This window comes from Avibacterium gallinarum (assembly GCF_002921135.1).
Taxonomy (GTDB): Bacteria; Pseudomonadota; Gammaproteobacteria; order Enterobacterales; family Pasteurellaceae; genus Avibacterium; species Avibacterium gallinarum.
Genome location: NZ_PQVJ01000001.1, coordinates 77,385 through 93,489 on the forward strand (window position 1 = coordinate 77,385; position 16,105 = coordinate 93,489).

Annotated in this window: 13 protein-coding genes and 1 tRNA gene; 4 read left to right on the forward strand and 10 right to left on the reverse strand. The window is 41.2% G+C overall.

Features of this window, described 5'->3' with window-relative positions:
- Nucleotides 1–79: 79 nt before the first annotated feature.
- Both rlmM and C3007_RS00445 read right to left on the reverse strand, forming a co-directional pair.
- Nucleotides 80–1,171 (reverse strand): 23S rRNA (cytidine(2498)-2'-O)-methyltransferase RlmM, encoded by a 1,092-nt coding sequence (gene rlmM, locus C3007_RS00440; protein ID WP_103852562.1) that lies wholly within the window; start codon nucleotides 1,169–1,171, stop codon nucleotides 80–82.
- Nucleotides 1,164–2,054: a transcriptional regulator GcvA gene (locus C3007_RS00445; RefSeq protein WP_103852563.1), complete on the reverse strand. Its 891-nt coding sequence runs from the start codon at nucleotides 2,052–2,054 to the stop codon at nucleotides 1,164–1,166. Before C3007_RS00445 ends, rlmM begins: the two co-directional genes overlap by 8 nt.
- Before the next feature lie 487 nt (nucleotides 2,055–2,541).
- Here C3007_RS00445 and C3007_RS00450 point away from each other — a divergent pair, with 487 nt between their 5' ends.
- A complete protein-coding gene (locus C3007_RS00450; RefSeq protein WP_103852564.1) occupies nucleotides 2,542–3,564 on the forward strand; it encodes a branched-chain amino acid aminotransferase in 1,023 nt (340 codons plus the stop codon).
- 55 nt (nucleotides 3,565–3,619) lie between these two features.
- On the opposite strand, the gene truB is transcribed toward C3007_RS00450, so the two are convergent.
- From truB to C3007_RS00490, 8 genes are all read right to left on the reverse strand, one after another.
- On the reverse strand, nucleotides 3,620–4,546 hold the full coding sequence (gene truB, locus C3007_RS00455; RefSeq protein ID WP_103852565.1) for a tRNA pseudouridine(55) synthase TruB: 927 nt from the start codon (nucleotides 4,544–4,546) through the stop codon (nucleotides 3,620–3,622).
- Nucleotides 4,539–4,967 (reverse strand): 30S ribosome-binding factor RbfA, encoded by a 429-nt coding sequence (gene rbfA / locus C3007_RS00460; RefSeq protein ID WP_103852566.1) that lies wholly within the window; start codon nucleotides 4,965–4,967, stop codon nucleotides 4,539–4,541. Before rbfA ends, truB begins: the two co-directional genes overlap by 8 nt.
- A gap of 146 nt (nucleotides 4,968–5,113) precedes the next feature.
- The gene (infB, locus tag C3007_RS00465; RefSeq protein WP_103852567.1) at nucleotides 5,114–7,636 is read right to left on the reverse strand and encodes a translation initiation factor IF-2; all 2,523 of its coding nucleotides are present in this window, start codon (nucleotides 7,634–7,636) and stop codon (nucleotides 5,114–5,116) included.
- 16 nt (nucleotides 7,637–7,652) lie between these two features.
- A complete protein-coding gene (gene nusA, locus C3007_RS00470; protein ID WP_103852568.1) occupies nucleotides 7,653–9,140 on the reverse strand; it encodes a transcription termination factor NusA in 1,488 nt (495 codons plus the stop codon).
- A 21-nt stretch (nucleotides 9,141–9,161) separates the two neighbouring features.
- Nucleotides 9,162–9,617, reverse strand: coding sequence for a ribosome maturation factor RimP (gene rimP, locus C3007_RS00475; protein ID WP_103852569.1), 456 nt, complete (start codon nucleotides 9,615–9,617; stop codon nucleotides 9,162–9,164).
- A gap of 122 nt (nucleotides 9,618–9,739) precedes the next feature.
- A tRNA-Met gene (locus C3007_RS00480) sits at nucleotides 9,740–9,816 on the reverse strand.
- Nucleotides 9,817–9,898: 82 nt separating this feature from the next.
- Complete coding sequence (locus C3007_RS00485; protein WP_370445372.1) at nucleotides 9,899–10,627, reverse strand: BUD32 family EKC/KEOPS complex subunit; 729 nt, start codon at nucleotides 10,625–10,627, stop codon at nucleotides 9,899–9,901.
- 23 nt (nucleotides 10,628–10,650) lie between these two features.
- Nucleotides 10,651–12,093 (reverse strand): alanine/glycine:cation symporter family protein, encoded by a 1,443-nt coding sequence (locus C3007_RS00490; RefSeq protein WP_103852571.1) that lies wholly within the window; start codon nucleotides 12,091–12,093, stop codon nucleotides 10,651–10,653.
- A 415-nt stretch (nucleotides 12,094–12,508) separates the two neighbouring features.
- On the opposite strand from C3007_RS00490, the gene C3007_RS00495 reads away from it, so the two are divergent.
- From C3007_RS00495 to C3007_RS00505, 3 genes are all read left to right on the forward strand, one after another.
- Entirely contained in the window at nucleotides 12,509–13,312 is an 804-nt protein-coding gene (locus C3007_RS00495) for a gluconate 5-dehydrogenase (protein ID WP_103852572.1), read from the forward strand.
- A gap of 558 nt (nucleotides 13,313–13,870) precedes the next feature.
- Nucleotides 13,871–15,082 carry an aromatic amino acid transport family protein gene (locus C3007_RS00500; protein WP_103852573.1) on the forward strand — a complete coding sequence of 404 codons (1,212 nt, stop codon included), beginning with the start codon at nucleotides 13,871–13,873 and terminating at the stop codon, nucleotides 15,080–15,082.
- Nucleotides 15,083–15,453: 371 nt separating this feature from the next.
- Nucleotides 15,454–16,101 (forward strand): glycosyltransferase family 2 protein, encoded by a 648-nt coding sequence (locus C3007_RS00505; protein WP_370445371.1) that lies wholly within the window; start codon nucleotides 15,454–15,456, stop codon nucleotides 16,099–16,101.
- The last annotated feature ends 4 nt before the right edge of the window (nucleotides 16,102–16,105 follow it).

Sequence of the window (16,105 nt, forward strand, 5' to 3'; positions counted from 1 at the left end):
ACAGGTTAAATTATAGGGAGATTTTGTTAAAAGGCAAGAAGTGCGGTGAAATTTTTATGAATTTTTCACCGCACTTTAATTAAGGCAATAAATAGAGATAAACGGTGATCTCTTCCCTATCGTGATACAAATGTTTTGCTTTGAGTTTGTATTTAAGTCCTTGTTTATCCAAGGCTTGTTCTATCATTGCTAAACATTCTTTGACTTCCGCATAACGCTTTTTCATTGGCAATTTTAAGTTGAAAATACTGGCGTGGCACCAGCCATTGATCAACCATTTTGTGATGAGTTGCGCAATGCGACCAGGCTGTTCCACCATATCACAGACTAGCCAATCAATGCGGCGACGTTTCGGGGGCTGAAATTTAAAGCCGTCTTCCGCGCAATGTTCGATCCGCCCTGTTTCATGCAGGCTGGCTGCCATTTTTCCGTGATCCACGGCATAAACAAATAAACCACGTTTAACCAGTTGATATGTCCAGCCCCCAGGGCAAGCACCAAGATCGACCGCATATTGGTTTTCGTTCAGATATTGGCTTTCTTTTTGTTTCGGAATAAAGGTTAAGATGGCTTCTTCTAATTTCAGGGTTGAACGGCTTGGCACATCTGCTGGGAATTTAAGCCGTTGAATGCCCATAAAATAAGGGGAATGATTGTGGTTATAGGAATACCCGACATAGCACGCGGTGGATTGCAAGAAAAAAACGTGTAAAGTTACCGCACTTTTGTGGCTATCTTTACCCTGTAAAAAGCCGTCTTTTTTCAACGCATTACGCAGTAGCACAGTAAATTTACGGCAAAATCCTGAAAGCTCTTTGGCTTCGTTGGTATCGGCAGTTTCCACAAATAATTCTGTGCTATTTTTGAGCTTTTTCACCAATTCACTTTGGCGATATTGCGATAAAATAGGGCTGATGCGATCTTCAGGGGAAAGAGCTTGCAGTAAATCTGACACCACGATCATTTGGCGAGCAAAAATCAGTTGATCGAAAGGCAATTCTTGCGCAAGGCGATCCGCTTCGCCTGCTTGATAACATTCAAAAATTACATAGCCTGAATTCGGCTCAACACGGGCAAAACCAAACACACCGCATTCACTGGCTTTATCGGTGATTTCCGCAGCTAATTCTTTTTCAAAGCCAATACGGCAATATAAGGCAAGTTTATTCATTATTATTTCTTATTTCTTTAATTATCCATTGGCGGAATGCCAAAATTTGTTCATCATTGGCTTTATCTAATTGATTTACCACATAAAAAGATTTTGGATCTTTTAGCTGGGTTGGGAGTACCACTTGTAAATTCCCTTTATCAATTTCCTGTTGAGCCAGCAGTCGATTAGCAAGCACAATACCTTGTCCGTGTACAGCCGCTTGTAATGCCATAAAAGTATGGCTAAAAATCGGCCCGTGCTGAATATCTAGCCCTTTGAGGTGCAGATAATTCGCCATATTCTGCCAGTTATCACGGGTATGAATATGAATCAGCGTATGTTTTTTAAGATCTTCTGCGGAATGTACAGGCTGTTTAGCCAAGAGTTTTGGCGAGGCAAGCAAGAGCAAATTTTCTTCTGCTAATTTTTCCACTTGCAGATTTTCCCACGCGCCACGTCCATAGTAAATGGCAATATCAATTTCGCGATTTAGCAAACCTTCATCTTGATCTACTCCTGTTAAACGCACTTCAATATCAGGATAAAGCTCATTAAATCTGCTTAAACGCGGCACAAGCCATTGAATACCAAAGGTTTGTGGTACGCTAATAGCAATATGTTTTTCATTTTTTTGCATCATTAATTTTTGCGTAACTTCGGATAAACGGCGCAAAATCTCGGTAACTTCTTTAAAATAAATCTGCCCTAGCTCAGTTAAAACTAACGCACGGTGCTGACGCTTAAATAACTCAATGCCTAAAAAATCTTCTAACAATTTAATTTGATGACTCACCGCAGCTTGGGTAACAAAGAGTTCATCGGCGGCTTTTGTGAAACTTAAATGACGTGCCGCACATTCAAAAGCTTTCAGTGAATTCAAGGGAGGCAAACGTTTATACATAAAATCTTCTCAAATGAAAAATTATCAGTTATACTAACTCACTGATTTATCTATTAGTTTTTTTAATGCAAGGGATAAAAAAATATCCTTTGTTCTCGCCCACGCATCTCACTACAATACGCACATACTTAATGATTGGTAATTCCTTATTGGTTAAGAGTTTCGACTTAAGTATGATGTTGTGTTTGCATAGTTCGGGCAACCGAACGGAGTAACTGGTTAGTTACTCATTTCACTTCCTGTATATTTTTTAACCCATTTAGGTTAGACACCGCTCATTTGAGCGGTGTTTTTTTATGTGCCAGATCCTACCACAATTTCACTTTGCACCGAAATAGATTTCCTTGTGGCTAGCAAAGAATAAATCACATTTTTTCCTAATAAAAAATAAATTCAAAAATAACCGCACTTTTGTTGTTGCAAGTTTTTGATAATGGTGTAGATTAAAACCATTCTGTTGTAACAACATCATTATTAAGGAAATAAAATGACAATCAAAAATCTCGACTGGCAAAATCTTGGTTTTGGTTATATCAAAACTGATTATCGCTACATTGCATATTGGAAAGATGGCAAATGGTCTAAAGGTGAGCTTACCCAAGATAATGTTTTACACATTAGCGAGGCTTCTAGCTCATTACATTATGGGCAGCAATGTTTTGAAGGCTTAAAAGCCTACCGTTGTAAAGATGGCTCAATCAACTTATTCCGTCCTGAGCAAAATGCTGAGCGCTTGCAAAAAAGCTGCCAACGTTTGTTAATGCCCGAAGTCCCGACAGAAATGTTCATTGATGCTTGTAAACAATTAGTTAAAGCAAATCAAGATTGGCTTGCGCCTTATGGCACAGGAGCAACACTTTATTTACGCCCGTTTGTGATTGGCGTGGGAGATAACTTAGGCTTAAGCCCTGCCACAGAATATATTTTCTCTATTTTCTGTAGCCCAGTAGGTGCTTACTTCAAAGGTGGAATGAAACCAACTAACTTTATCGTATCCGAATACGATCGTGCCGCACCGCACGGCACGGGAGCAGCTAAAGTGGGTGGAAACTATGCAGCTAGCCTTTATCCTGGAAAGCTAGCCAAACAACGCAACTTTAGCGATTGTATTTATCTTGATCCAACCACACACACAAAAATTGAAGAAGTGGGTGCGGCAAACTTCTTTGGTATCACGAAAGACAACAAATTTGTTACGCCACTTTCTCCGTCAATTCTGCCAAGTATTACAAAATATTCTTTGCTCTATTTAGCTAAAAAACGCCTTGGTTTAGAAGCCATTGAGGGCGATATTTATATTAATGAGCTAGATCAATTCAAAGAAGCGGGCGCATGCGGAACAGCTGCCGTAATTACCCCAATCGGTGGTATTCAGTATGGCGATAATTTCCACGTTTTCTATTCTGAAACTGAAGTAGGCGAAATAACCCAAAAACTTTATAACGAGCTTACAGGCATTCAATTCGGTGATATTGAAGCACCTGAAGGTTGGATTGTAAAAGTGGAATAATTTCCCAAATTCAATCAAGACATAATAAAAAAAGGGGCGTTTGCCCCTTTCGTTTTTATACCAAACCCAACGCCACCATTCGGCTTGGTCGGATAACATTGTTTTTATCCACTTCTGCTACACCAAGAAATTGATTTTCGGCAGAAAACAACCGCACTTGACCATAAATGCCTTGTGGATTATCAAACTTCACGCGCTGCCCAAAGCCAACGGCTCGGCTTTGTTCGGCACTTAATGCCAACGCAGGCAAGGATTTCACCGCACTGTCCATTGGCAGTAAATGTTGATCTAACAGGCTTAAATCCTGCTGTTCGCTTAAGGCTTTAAGCTCTTCTAAACTCATCATTGCGTGTTGTGGATAATCAGCCACCGCAAGACGGCGCAACATCGTAACGTGCGCGCCGCAGCCTAGCACTTCGCCTAAGTCATCAATTAACGTTCGAATATAAGTGCCTTTTGAGCAATGCACTTCTAAGGTTAAATAAGGCGCTTGATAATCAATAAATTTCAGCTCAAAAATGGTAATTGGACGCGCTTCACGCTCCACAGTGATCCCTGCGCGGGCATATTCATAAAGCGGTTTTCCCTGATGTTTTAGGGCTGAAAACATTGTTGGCACTTGCATAATTTCACCACGGAATTGCTCAAGTGCGGTTAAAATTTGCGAAATTTCTGACCGCACTTCTCGGCGCTCAACCACTTGTCCGTCTGCGTCAGAAGTGTCAGTGCGTTCGCCCAATTTTGCCGTAACCAAATAACGCTTATCAGAATCGAGCAAATATTGCGAAAACTTGGTGGCTTCACCTAAACAAATGGGCAACATTCCTGTAGCAAGGGGATCTAACGCACCAGTATGCCCTGCTTTATTTGCCTGAAAAAGCCGTTTTACTTGTTGCATAATTTGGTTAGAACTCGCCCCTTGCGGTTTGTCTAACAAAAAAATGCCGTGAATATGGCGGCCTTTATTTTTTGCCTTACTCATTGTTTTCTTTGCTGTTTTCTTTATTATTTTCGTAGCTTTCTGCATCACCTTGGTATCGTTTTTCATCATCACGAATCACTTCGCTCACCAAGTTAGACATTCTCATTCCTTCCACTAAGGATTTGTCATACACAAAGCGTAACTCTGGCACGATACGCAAGCGCATTGCTTTAGCCAGTAAAGAACGAATATAAGGCGAGGCTTTTTCCAGCCCTTTCATTCCGCTTTCGATAACGCTGTCATCTTGATCAAATAAGAAAGTTACGAACACTTTTGCGTAAGCCAAATCGCGCGATACTTCCACATCAGACACGGTAACCATTCCAATACGCGGATCTTTCACTTCGCGTTGCAAAATCACCGCAATTTCTTTTTGTAATTCTTGCGCAACGCGATCTGAGCGTTTAAATTCTCTTGCCATTTTATTTTCCTATAAATAGAAACAGGATAATGATGTGATCGCGCAGCTCTTAGCCTGCGGCGAAAATCCTATCCTATTTACATTTGTGTGATTAATTTTTTATTAATAAGGAAAAGTGCGGTCAAAAAACACCGCACTTTTTGCCATTAAATTGAACGTTTAATTTCAACCACTTCAAAGACTTCGATTTGGTCGCCAACTTTGACATCGTTGTAGTTTTTCACGCCAATACCACATTCCATACCACTACGCACTTCGGCAACGTCATCTTTAAAGCGGCGGAGCGATTCCAATTCCCCTTCAAAGATTACCACGTTGTCGCGTAATACACGGATTGGGTTATTACGTTTCACCACGCCCTCTGTCACCATACAACCTGCGATTGCACCAAATTTCGGGTGACGGAACACATCACGCACTTCCGCAAGACCGATAATTTCTTGCTTGAATTCAGGTTGGAGCATACCGCTCATCGCCGCTTTGATTTCGTTAAGTAGTTCATAAATGATTGAATAATAACGTAAATCAATGTTTTCATTTTCAATAATACGGCGTGCTGAAGCATCGGCACGAACGTTAAAGCCAACAATAATCGCGTTAGATGCAGCGGCTAGGGTTGCATCAGTTTCGGTAATTCCGCCCACGCCAGAACCAACTACATTCACTTTCACTTCTGGGGTTGAAAGCTCTTGTAAGGCTTGAACGATCGCTTCTACCGAACCTTGAACGTCCGCTTTAACAATAACGTTCAATTCTGCTACATCGCCCTCTGCCATATTGCTGAACATATTTTCCAGTTTCGCTTTTTGCTGACGGGCTAATTTCACTTCGCGGAATTTACCTTGACGATACAATGCCACTTCGCGCGCTTTTTTCTCATCACGCACCACGGTGGCTTCATCACCCGCAGAAGGCACGCCAGATAAACCTAGCACTTCCACTGGAATTGACGGGCCTGCTTCGCTAATATCTTTACCGTTTTCATCACGCATTGCACGCACACGGCCGTATTCAAAGCCACAAAGTACAATATCGCCACGGCGTAATGTACCTGATTGAACGAGGATTGTTGCCACTGGGCCGCGGCCTTTATCAAGGTAAGATTCAATCACCACACCTGTTGCCATTCCGTCTTTCACTGCACTGAGTTCTAACACTTCAGATTGTAATAAGATGGCTTCTAGTAGTTCATCAACCCCTGTTCCTTTTTTCGCAGAAACATAAACGAATTGTGTATCCCCACCGAATTTTTCGGCGATTACTTCGTGTTGTAGTAATTCTTGCTCTACGCGATCTGGGTTGGCTTCAGGTTTATCAATTTTGTTCACCGCCACCACAATTGGCACGCCTGCTGCTTTCGCGTGTTGGATCGCTTCGATGGTTTGTGGCATCACGCCATCATCAGCCGCCACCACTAGCACTACGATATCTGTCGCTTTTGCACCACGCGCACGCATTGAGGTAAAGGCCGCGTGTCCTGGGGTATCCAAGAAAGTGATCATTTTGCCGTCATCGGTTTCAACGTGATATGCACCAATGTGCTGGGTAATCCCACCCGCTTCGCCTGCAGCTACTTTCGCTTTACGAATGTAGTCAAGTAAAGAGGTTTTACCGTGGTCAACGTGTCCCATAATGGTAACCACTGGTGCACGATTTACTTTTTCCGCATTCACATCACGATCGCCTAATACAGATTCTTCTAGCTCATTTTCTTTACGCAGGATCACTTTGTGTCCCATTTCTTCGGCGACAAGCTGTGCGGTTTCTTGGTCGATCACTTGGTTGATGGTTACCATTTCGCCCATTTTCATCATTGTTTTGATGATTTCAGTAGCTTTCACTGCCATTTTATTGGCAAGCTCTGCCACTGTAATGGTTTCTCCAATCACCACATCACGGTTTACTGGTGCGGCTGGTTTTGTAAAGCCTTGTTGTAAGCTGCTGCCTTTTTTGCCTTGTTTGCCCTTAAAGCCTTTTCCGCCTTTAGCATCTTTTTGGTTACGGCGATTTGATTCACGCTCGTTTTTGTTGCTATCGTCTTCACGTCCGCCTTTTTTCGCTTTGGCAACTTTATTTTTGCCACGACCACGATTTTCATTACGGCGTTCTTCTTCATCTTCCGCTTCACGCGCATAGCTTGAAGTGAGATGATAATCTGAATAATCTTCAGAATTTTCATTTTTTTCATCCGCACTTGCAAGATCTGCATAACGTTTTGCTTCTTCTGCGGCTTTGCGTGCTTGCTCTTCCGCTTTTTGACGAGCTAATTCATCAGCTTTACGGCGTAACTCTGCCTCTTCCGCTTTCAAGCGTTCTTTTTCTTCATCAACCGCTTTGTTGGCGGTTTCTTTTGCTGATTTTTCTGCTTTTTCTTTCGCTTTTTGTTCAGCTTGACGTTTTGCCTGTTCAGCTTTTTCAGCTTCTTTCTGCGCTTTTTCTGCGGCTGCTTTCTCTTCCGCCGCTTTCTTTTCCGCTTCTTGTTTTGCTTTTAAGCGTGCTTCTTCTTCCGCACGAATAGCTGCTTCCGTTGGCACAGTACGTTTTTTACGCACTTCCACTTGTACAGTTTTGTTTTTACCTGTACTAGTTGTGGTGCTTGCCGTGGTTTTCGTACGGCGCTGTATGCTTAATTTTTTCGGTGCATCCGATTTTTTTACTTCATCTACCATAATTTTACACCCCTTTTTATTCTTCGCTGAACCAACAAATGTTGCGTGCTGCCATAATTAAATCCGCTGCTTGCTCAGCGCTTAATTCTTCAATATCGGCTAAATCATCAACACCTTGCTCCGCTAATTCTTCTAAGGTGGTGATTTGTTTTTCTGCAAGTTTGAACGCAAGATGACGGTTCATTCCTTCAAGATTGAGTAGCTTATCTTCAATATGCGCTTGTTTTAACGCTTCTTCTTCCGCTAATGCGGCGGCTGTTAGTGCATCTTTCGCGCGGGTTTGCAATTCTTCCACTAAATCTTCATCTTCTAAGCCATCAATCGCAGTAAGTTCGCTTACTGGTACATAAGCTAGCTCTTCTAAATTAGTGAAGCCCTCTTCAACCAGAATTTGCGCGAATTCTTCGTCAATTTCTAAAGCGTTCATAAAGAGTTTCAACACTTTGTTATCTTCAGCTTGATGTTTTTCATTTAGCTCTTCTGTGGTCATTACATTTAACGCCCAACCTGTAAGCTGTTTGGCTAAACGAACGTTTTGACCATTACGTCCGATGGCTTGTGGTAAGTTTTCCGCTTCAACAGCAATGTCCATAGAATGGTTATCTTCATCAACCACGATAGACGTTACATCGGCTGGCGCCATTGCGTTAATCACAAATTGTGCTGGATTGTCGTCCCACAATACGATGTCCACACGCTCACCACCTAATTCATTGGTGATGGCTTGCACACGCGCGCCACGCATACCCACGCAAGCACCCACTGGATCAATACGCTTATCATTGCTTTTCACGGCAATTTTGGCACGCGAACCTGGGTCACGCGCTGCGCCTTTAATTTCAATTAGCTCTTCGCCAATTTCTGGTACTTCAATGCGGAAAAGCTCAATGATCATTTCAGGTTTTGCACGGGTAACAAAAAGCTGTGCGCCTTTGCTTTCTGGGCTAACGCGATATAACACGCCACGCACACGATCACCTGGGCGGAAATTCTCGCGCGGTAACATATCTTCACGCAAAATCACCGCTTCTGCTTGCTGACCTAAATCTAAAATAATATTTTCACGGTTTACTTTTTTCACCGTTCCCGTAACAATTTCGCCTTCATTAGAGCGGAATTGCTCAACGATTTTATTACGCTCCGCTTCACGGATTTTGCTGCTGATCACTTGGCGTGCAGTTTGCATTGTAATACGGTCAAATGCCACCGATTCGATTTGATCTTCGACATAATCACCCACTTGCACATTTGGATCTTCAAATTGTGCCGCTTCAAGGGTGATTTCTTTTGTTGGGTTAGTCACTTCGTCCACCACTAACCAACGGCGGAAGGTGTCAAATTCACCTGTTTTTGGATCGATCACCACACGCACATCAATTTCTTGCTCGTATTTCTTTTTGGTAGAAAGGGCAATGGCACTTTCTAATGCTTCAAAAATCTTTTCGCGTGGTAATAATTTTTCATTTGATACGGCTTCTGCCGCCAATAAAATCTCTTTACTCATTTTTATTCTTCCTATCTAAAATTAAAATTTTGCTACCACATTGGCTTTTTGAATGTTGCCAAATACCAATACTTGCGGTTGCCCATCTACGAGCAAGGTGATCATATCGTTTTCTACTTTCTCTAATTTACCTTGCCATTTACGGCGTTCTAACACAGGAATACGCAAATGCACCATAATTTCTTCGCCAATATAGCGTTGATATTGTTCAAGGGTAAATAATGGACGATCTACGCCCGGTGAAGACACTTCAAGGTTATATTTATCCGCAATCGGATCTTCCACATCTAAAATGGCGCTGACTTGACGGCTTACATCTGCACAGTCATCAACACTCACACCACCTTCTTTATCGATATAAATACGCACGGTTAAAAAACGGCCTGCGCGCTGACATTCAATGCCCCAAAGTTCACAGCCTAAATCTTCGATAGAACCTTTTAATAAATCTGATAATTTCTCTTCTAAAGTTGCCAAAACAACCTCCTTAATCAAACTCAGGACGTAAAAAAAGGGCTAATCAGCCCAGTTCTACATCTAAATTGCTCGTACAAAAAAACCCCAAAATTGGGGTTCTTTCTACTGAACTTGTTATGAATTGGTTGCGGGGGCTGGATTTGAACCAACGACCTTCGGGTTATGAGCCCGACGAGCTACCAAGCTGCTCCACCCCGCGTCCGAAATATGTGGCGTATTATACGCATAGAAAAACAAATAGCAAGGCTTTATCAAAAAAACTTACAAAAAAAGCACCGCACTTATTTGTTTGGCGTGTTTTCAAACAAGCGATAAATGGCGATTAAATCCATTCTTGCAATAGGTTTGAAAGGCAATAATAAATAATATAACCAGCGGTTTTTCTTAATAAAAGATTGTGTTTGTTGCCAAATTTCTGGCTCACAATATTGCTGATATTTTTCTACCGTTAAACGCATTTGCTCATCAGAAATACAATCCGAACGCCCAAGGCTATGGATAAAAATCAGGCTATCTCGTACCTTTTGCCAATTTAGCTTGGCGTGATTAGAACGGGATTCAAAATCAATAAATTGCACCTTGCCATCGTGCCACGCCATATCACGCAGCGCTGGACGCCCGTGAACTAAGCCTTTTTTATGCAAATTCGTTAAGGCCTTTGCGCCGTCCGCTAAAATTGCCAATTTTTCATCAGAACTGAGATCAGGCTTATCCACCCAATAACTGATGGTTTTACCTGCATCTTTTAGCACTAAAAAATCTTCGCCAAATGCCATTAATTGTGGCACAGGGGCATTTTTTTCAGCTAAAAATTGTAAGGTTTTCAATTCATTTTGAAAGGCCTTTTGCGGTTGCGGTTTGAGTAAACGCCACACGCCTTTGAGTTGTTCAGGTTGTTTGAGCCAATAGCGCTGATTGTCATAATCAAAGCTCACAATTCGCTCGCCTTTATGCTGTTTAAGCAAGGCTTGTACCTTTTCTTGAAATTCACTATTTTGTGCCGACATCAAACAACCTCATTTCTATTTAATCATTATTTCCAAACATCAGGATTCACGCCACGTTTAAGTAGCTCTGGATGTTGTTCGATCTTAAATTCTGGCTCACGAATACCTGCTTTAATTTGGCGTTGATAATCTTTTAATAACGTCCAAACAATCGGTGAAAGTAGCACGATAGACACCAAGTTAATTAGCGCCATCACCGCCATTACGGTATCGGCAAAGTTCCACACCACATTGCCTGAATTCACCGCGCCGAAGTACACGAAAAATAGCACCACTAAGCGGAAAATAAACACCACCACAGGGCGATTTTTCAGGAAGCGGATATTGCTTTCTGCGTAGGCATAGTTACCAATGATGGAAGAAAACGCAAATAGCAATAAGATGAACGCAAGGAAATGCAAGCCAAACTCACCAACGTGATATTGTAGCGCATTTTGCGTCAGAGAAATGCTTTTCAGCGTTTCGCCGCCGTAGTTGTCTGAGAGCAAAATGATGATGGCCGTACAAGAACACACAATAATGGTATCCACAAACACGCCAAGCATTTGGATTAAACCTTGGCTTACTGGGTGCTTAACATCTGCTGAAGCCGCAGCATTTGGCGCAGAACCCATACCTGCTTCATTGGAGAATAAACCTCGCTTAATCCCCATTAGCATTGCTTTAGAGAAAATCGCCCCGAACATACCGCCAGCCATTGCGTCAAAAGAGAACGCACTATGGATAATATTGCTGATGACGGTTGGGATCATCTCAATATTCATTCCCATAATGATCGCTGCCATAATTAAATAAAACAGCGCCATTGTTGGCACAACTTTAGCGGACACTTTACCAATACGCTTCACGCCACCGAAAATAATCAAGGCGGTTAAAATCACCAAACCCATTCCCACATAACTTGGATTCCATTTCCACGCATTACCTGTTGCCTCAACAATCGCATTGGATTGCACCGCATTGAAAGCAAAACCAAAGGTAAAGATTAACGCAATGGCAAAGCAGGCCGCCAACCAGCGAGATTTTAAGCCTTGCACAATATAATAAGCAGGGCCACCACGGCTCACGCCATCTTTATCTTTTAATTTATATAATTGAGCAAGAGAAGATTCCGCTACCGCACTGGACATTCCGATCAACGCCGTAACCCACATCCAGAACACCGCACCTTCACCACCAATGGCAATCGCTGTGGCAACCCCACCAATATTGCCCACGCCCACACGGCTGGCTAAGCCTGTCGCAAAGGCTTGGAATGGCGTTAAAGAATCCCCCGTAGAGGCACGCCCAAACCACATCTCACGCAAACTTTGTGGAAATAAACGCAACTGCACTAATCCTGTGGTGAGCGTGAAGAAAATACCCACGCCTAATAAGGTGATGACAGTAATATCCCAAAGTGGGCCATCAAATGTTTCCACAAACCACGTTAAGGCTTGCTCCACATTGCTGATAATTTGCTCAATCATAAACTTCTCCTCATAATGAAAGGCTGCATTCTAATGGATTTTATATAAAGATAGAACAATTAGGATAAAAAAGAAAATAAAAAATCAAGAAAGCACAAATTCTTAAAAATTTTTCAAAAAATCACCGCACTTTATTGAACAATATTTTATTGAATGACTAAAAAGAGTGAGAACAGATTAAGCCTAGCACAAAGAGAAAACGTGAAACTGTTGATTATTTGTTCACTTATTTTTGCAAAAACTCCATAAGGCGTAAAAAATTCTATGCAATTCACAAAAATGTGAGCTACATCACATTCTATTTCTCATAATTCGCTATAATGAAATTGAAATCACGGTTTAATAATTTTAAAATTAGTTTACCTGAATGATAAATTTCAATGACAACCTAATTTAACGAGTTTAAGGAGCAACTATGTCAAACATTTTAGATCAATTCTCATTAAAAGGTAAAATCGCCTTAGTAACAGGCGCATCATACGGTATCGGCTTTGCCATCGCTTCCGCATTAAGCCAAGCGGGCGCAAAAATCGTATTCAACGATGTAAACGAAGAAAACTTGAAAAAAGGCCTTGCCGCTTATAAAGAAGCAGGCATTGATGCGCACGGCTATTTATTTGATGTAACAGATGAAAACGCAGTAAAAGAACACGTTGCGAAAATCGAAAACGAAGTAGGCGTGATTGACATTTTGGTAAACAACGCAGGTATCATTCAACGTATCCCAATGCTAGAAACCACCGCAGCGGACTATCGTAAAATTATCGACATCGATTTAACTGGCCCGTTCATTATGTCAAAAGCCGTATTACCTTCAATGATCAAAAAAGGACACGGTAAAATCATCAACATCTGCTCAATGATGAGTGAATTAGGTCGCGAAACCGTGGTTGGCTACGCTTCTGCAAAAGGTGGATTAAAAATGCTAACCAAAAACATCTGTTCAGAATTTGGTGAAGCAAACATTCAATGTAATGGTATCGGCCCAGGTTACATCGCTACCCCACAAACCGCACCATTACGCGAAAGACAACCAGACGGCTCACGCCACCCATTCGATCAATTCATCATCGCCAAAACCCCTGCCGCTCGCTGGGGAATCCCAGAAGATCTCGCAGGCGCTGCAGTGTTCTTATCTTCTGACGCCTCAAACTTCATCAACGGTCATATTCTATACGTTGATGGCGGTATCTTGGCGTATATTGGTAAACAGCCGTAGAATTTATCATGTAATTTTAGTTAGATGTAGAAGATCGTTAGGACTTCTACATTTTATAAATAACAATACCCCTTTTAGTATTACCAAATATCTTTTTCACTCAACTTACGTTATTTATCCATCCTATTTGATTGCCTATATTACAAAATCGATCAAAACAATCTTAGCTTTTGATTCCCCGTACTATTTCACTTAAACAGATTAAAAACCTAAACCAATTGCTTATTTTTATTAATACTGATCATATCCCAGCTAACATCATCTAAATGTAGATAAAATTTTTGGAAAAGTAACGGCTCAACGCAGCATAGCTAGTATAGGCTTACTCTTCGTCAAAAAATTTGAAACAAATAAAGATCAGTAATTTAGTCGAAGACTTTTTTCTTTGCCGACCTTCTAACAAGCAAAAGAAAGAAGATCGCTCAAGGAGCAAAATTCGTTCTTAACAACAAAGAAAAAACATTGTAAACAAATAAAAACACCCTGTAAAAAAATGATTACATTTTCAAAAAAGTGCGGTAAAATCTACCGCACTTTTAGTTTAACTAGGAAAATATTATGAAAAACAAGACATTTGGAAGTGCCTTGCTTGTTGCGGGGACGACAATTGGGGCGGGGATGTTGGCGATGCCGCTCACTTCGGCAGAAATGGGCTTTGGCTATACCCTTGCGTTACTCTTTATCCTGTGGATTTTGCTTTCTTACAGTGCGTTACTCTTTGTTGAAGTGTATCAAAAAGCAGAACGCAAAGACGCAGGAATTGCGACACTCGCTGAACAATATTTCGGTATGACAGGGCGAGTGTTAGCGACCCTTTCGCTAGTGATTTTTATGTACGCCATTCTTTCCGCCTATGTAACAGGTGGCGGTTCGTTATTAGCGGGATTATTGCCGTTTTTAGGGGATAATGCGACCTCCGTTTCCATCGTGCTATTCACGGTGGTGCTAGGCGTGTTTATCGTCATTAGTACAGGTGCGGTGGACGCACTCACTCGTTTATTATTCGTGATTAAACTGGTGGCGTTTGTACTGGTGTTGGCAATGATGTTGCCGTTGGTAACAAGCGATAACTTGCTTGCAATGCCATTGAAAGATTTCTTGATTGTATCAGCAAGCCCTGTGTTCTTCACGTCATTTGGCTTCCACGTTATTATTCCTAGTATTAACAAATACTTAGATGGCGATATTAAACGTTTACGCATTGCTATTATCGGCGGTACTGCGATTCCATTAGTGGCCTATATTTTATGGCAAATGGCAACCCACGGCGTGTTCCCTCAATCGGAATTCGTGCGAATTGTAAATAATGATCCAACCTTGAATGGCTTAATCAATGCGACATTCCAAGCTACAGATAGCTCATTAATCAGTGGTGCGGTGAGAACATTCTCAACCCTTGCATTAGTAACCTCATTCCTTGGCGTGGCGTTATCACTGTTTGACTGCTTAGACGATTTATTAAAACGTGTAAACATTAAGGCGCACCGTATTCAGCTAGGTTTATTAACCTTTATCCCGCCGCTAGCATTTGCGCTATTCTATCCAGACGGCTTTATCGCCGCCCTTGGCTATGCAGGACAAATGTTCACCTTCTACGGCTTAGTATTGCCTGTGGGCTTGGCGTGGCGCGCAAGAAAGCGTTATCCAGATTTACCATATCGCGTAATGGGCGGTGGCTTAGGCTTAATTCTTGCACTGTTATTAGGTTTATTAATTATGAATGTGCCATTCTTAATCCAAGCAGGTTATTTACCACAAGTGATTGGTTAATAAATTTATTTAACAGAAAATTTCACTTAAGCCGATCGTCAGATCGGCTTTTTTTATCCATATCACAAGCCTTATACCTAAAAACATTATTATTTTTATTGAAACCACTTTTCAAAAAAAATACAGAATTAGCAAAATTTATCTCGCCTTTTTATTCTATTATGAATCTCAGATTTACACCTTGTATTGATGGTGAGGCAATTTTGGATTATTCCTCAATCGATTATATGGTGCAAGTCTTAGAAAATAACCCTAAATATGGTGCTGTAACTGGGAATCCGTGTGTACGCAATCGTAGCACGATTTTGGTACGGCTATAGGTTTCTGAATTTAGTTCAATTATCGGTTTAATCAAACGTGCACAAAGTTTAATGGGGACAATTTTTACTGTATCTGGCGTATGTTGTTTATTTCGTGCTGATCTTATGCGTCAAGTTGATGGCTGGAGTACCAATATGATTACTGAGGATATTGATATCAGCTGGAAATTACAAACGGCTAGTTATGATATTTATTATGAATCTCGTGCGTTATGCTGGGTATTGATGCCAGAAACACTTAGAGGATTATGGAAACAGCGTTTACGTTGGACACAAGGTGGTGCTGAAGTAATAATGAAATATTTTCCAGTTGTATGGCGAATGAGGAATCGCCGTCTATGGCCAATGTATGTAGAATATTTTGTTACTGCGATTTGGGCTATTTTCCTTGTGATCACTACTTTTCTTAGCATACTGACTTTCTTTATGGATGTACATATTAGTCAGTGGATAAATGTATCCATTTTTAAATCCAGTATCACAATCTTATTTTCAACATTCTTCTTACAATGTTTATTTAGTCTTTATATTGATAGTCGTTATGAAAAAGGCTTAATACGCTATGTGTTCCCTTGTATTTGGTATCCTTGGGCATATTGGTTACTCAATACAACAACACTATTAATAGGTATTCCCAAAGCACTTTTTCGTAATAAATCAAAACATGCGGTTTGGATAAGTCCAGATCGAGGAGTTTAATAAA

Excerpts from the sequence above, each read along its gene's own strand:
- C3007_RS00450 (WP_103852564.1), top strand. The coding sequence starts at position 2,542 with ATGACAATCAAAAATCTCGACTGGCAAAATCTTGGTTTTGGTTATATC.
- C3007_RS00505 (WP_370445371.1), top strand. The coding sequence starts at position 15,454 with ATGGGGACAATTTTTACTGTATCTGGCGTATGTTGTTTATTTCGTGCT.
- rlmM (WP_103852562.1), bottom strand. The coding sequence starts at position 1,171 with ATGAATAAACTTGCCTTATATTGCCGTATTGGCTTTGAAAAAGAATTA.
- C3007_RS00490 (WP_103852571.1), bottom strand. The coding sequence starts at position 12,093 with ATGATTGAGCAAATTATCAGCAATGTGGAGCAAGCCTTAACGTGGTTT.
- C3007_RS00445 (WP_103852563.1), bottom strand. The coding sequence starts at position 2,054 with ATGTATAAACGTTTGCCTCCCTTGAATTCACTGAAAGCTTTTGAATGT.
- infB (WP_103852567.1), bottom strand. The coding sequence starts at position 7,636 with ATGGTAGATGAAGTAAAAAAATCGGATGCACCGAAAAAATTAAGCATA.
- C3007_RS00495 (WP_103852572.1), top strand. The coding sequence starts at position 12,509 with ATGTCAAACATTTTAGATCAATTCTCATTAAAAGGTAAAATCGCCTTA.
- rbfA (WP_103852566.1), bottom strand. The coding sequence starts at position 4,967 with ATGGCAAGAGAATTTAAACGCTCAGATCGCGTTGCGCAAGAATTACAA.
- nusA (WP_103852568.1), bottom strand. The coding sequence starts at position 9,140 with ATGAGTAAAGAGATTTTATTGGCGGCAGAAGCCGTATCAAATGAAAAA.
- C3007_RS00500 (WP_103852573.1), top strand. The coding sequence starts at position 13,871 with ATGAAAAACAAGACATTTGGAAGTGCCTTGCTTGTTGCGGGGACGACA.
- truB (WP_103852565.1), bottom strand. The coding sequence starts at position 4,546 with ATGAGTAAGGCAAAAAATAAAGGCCGCCATATTCACGGCATTTTTTTG.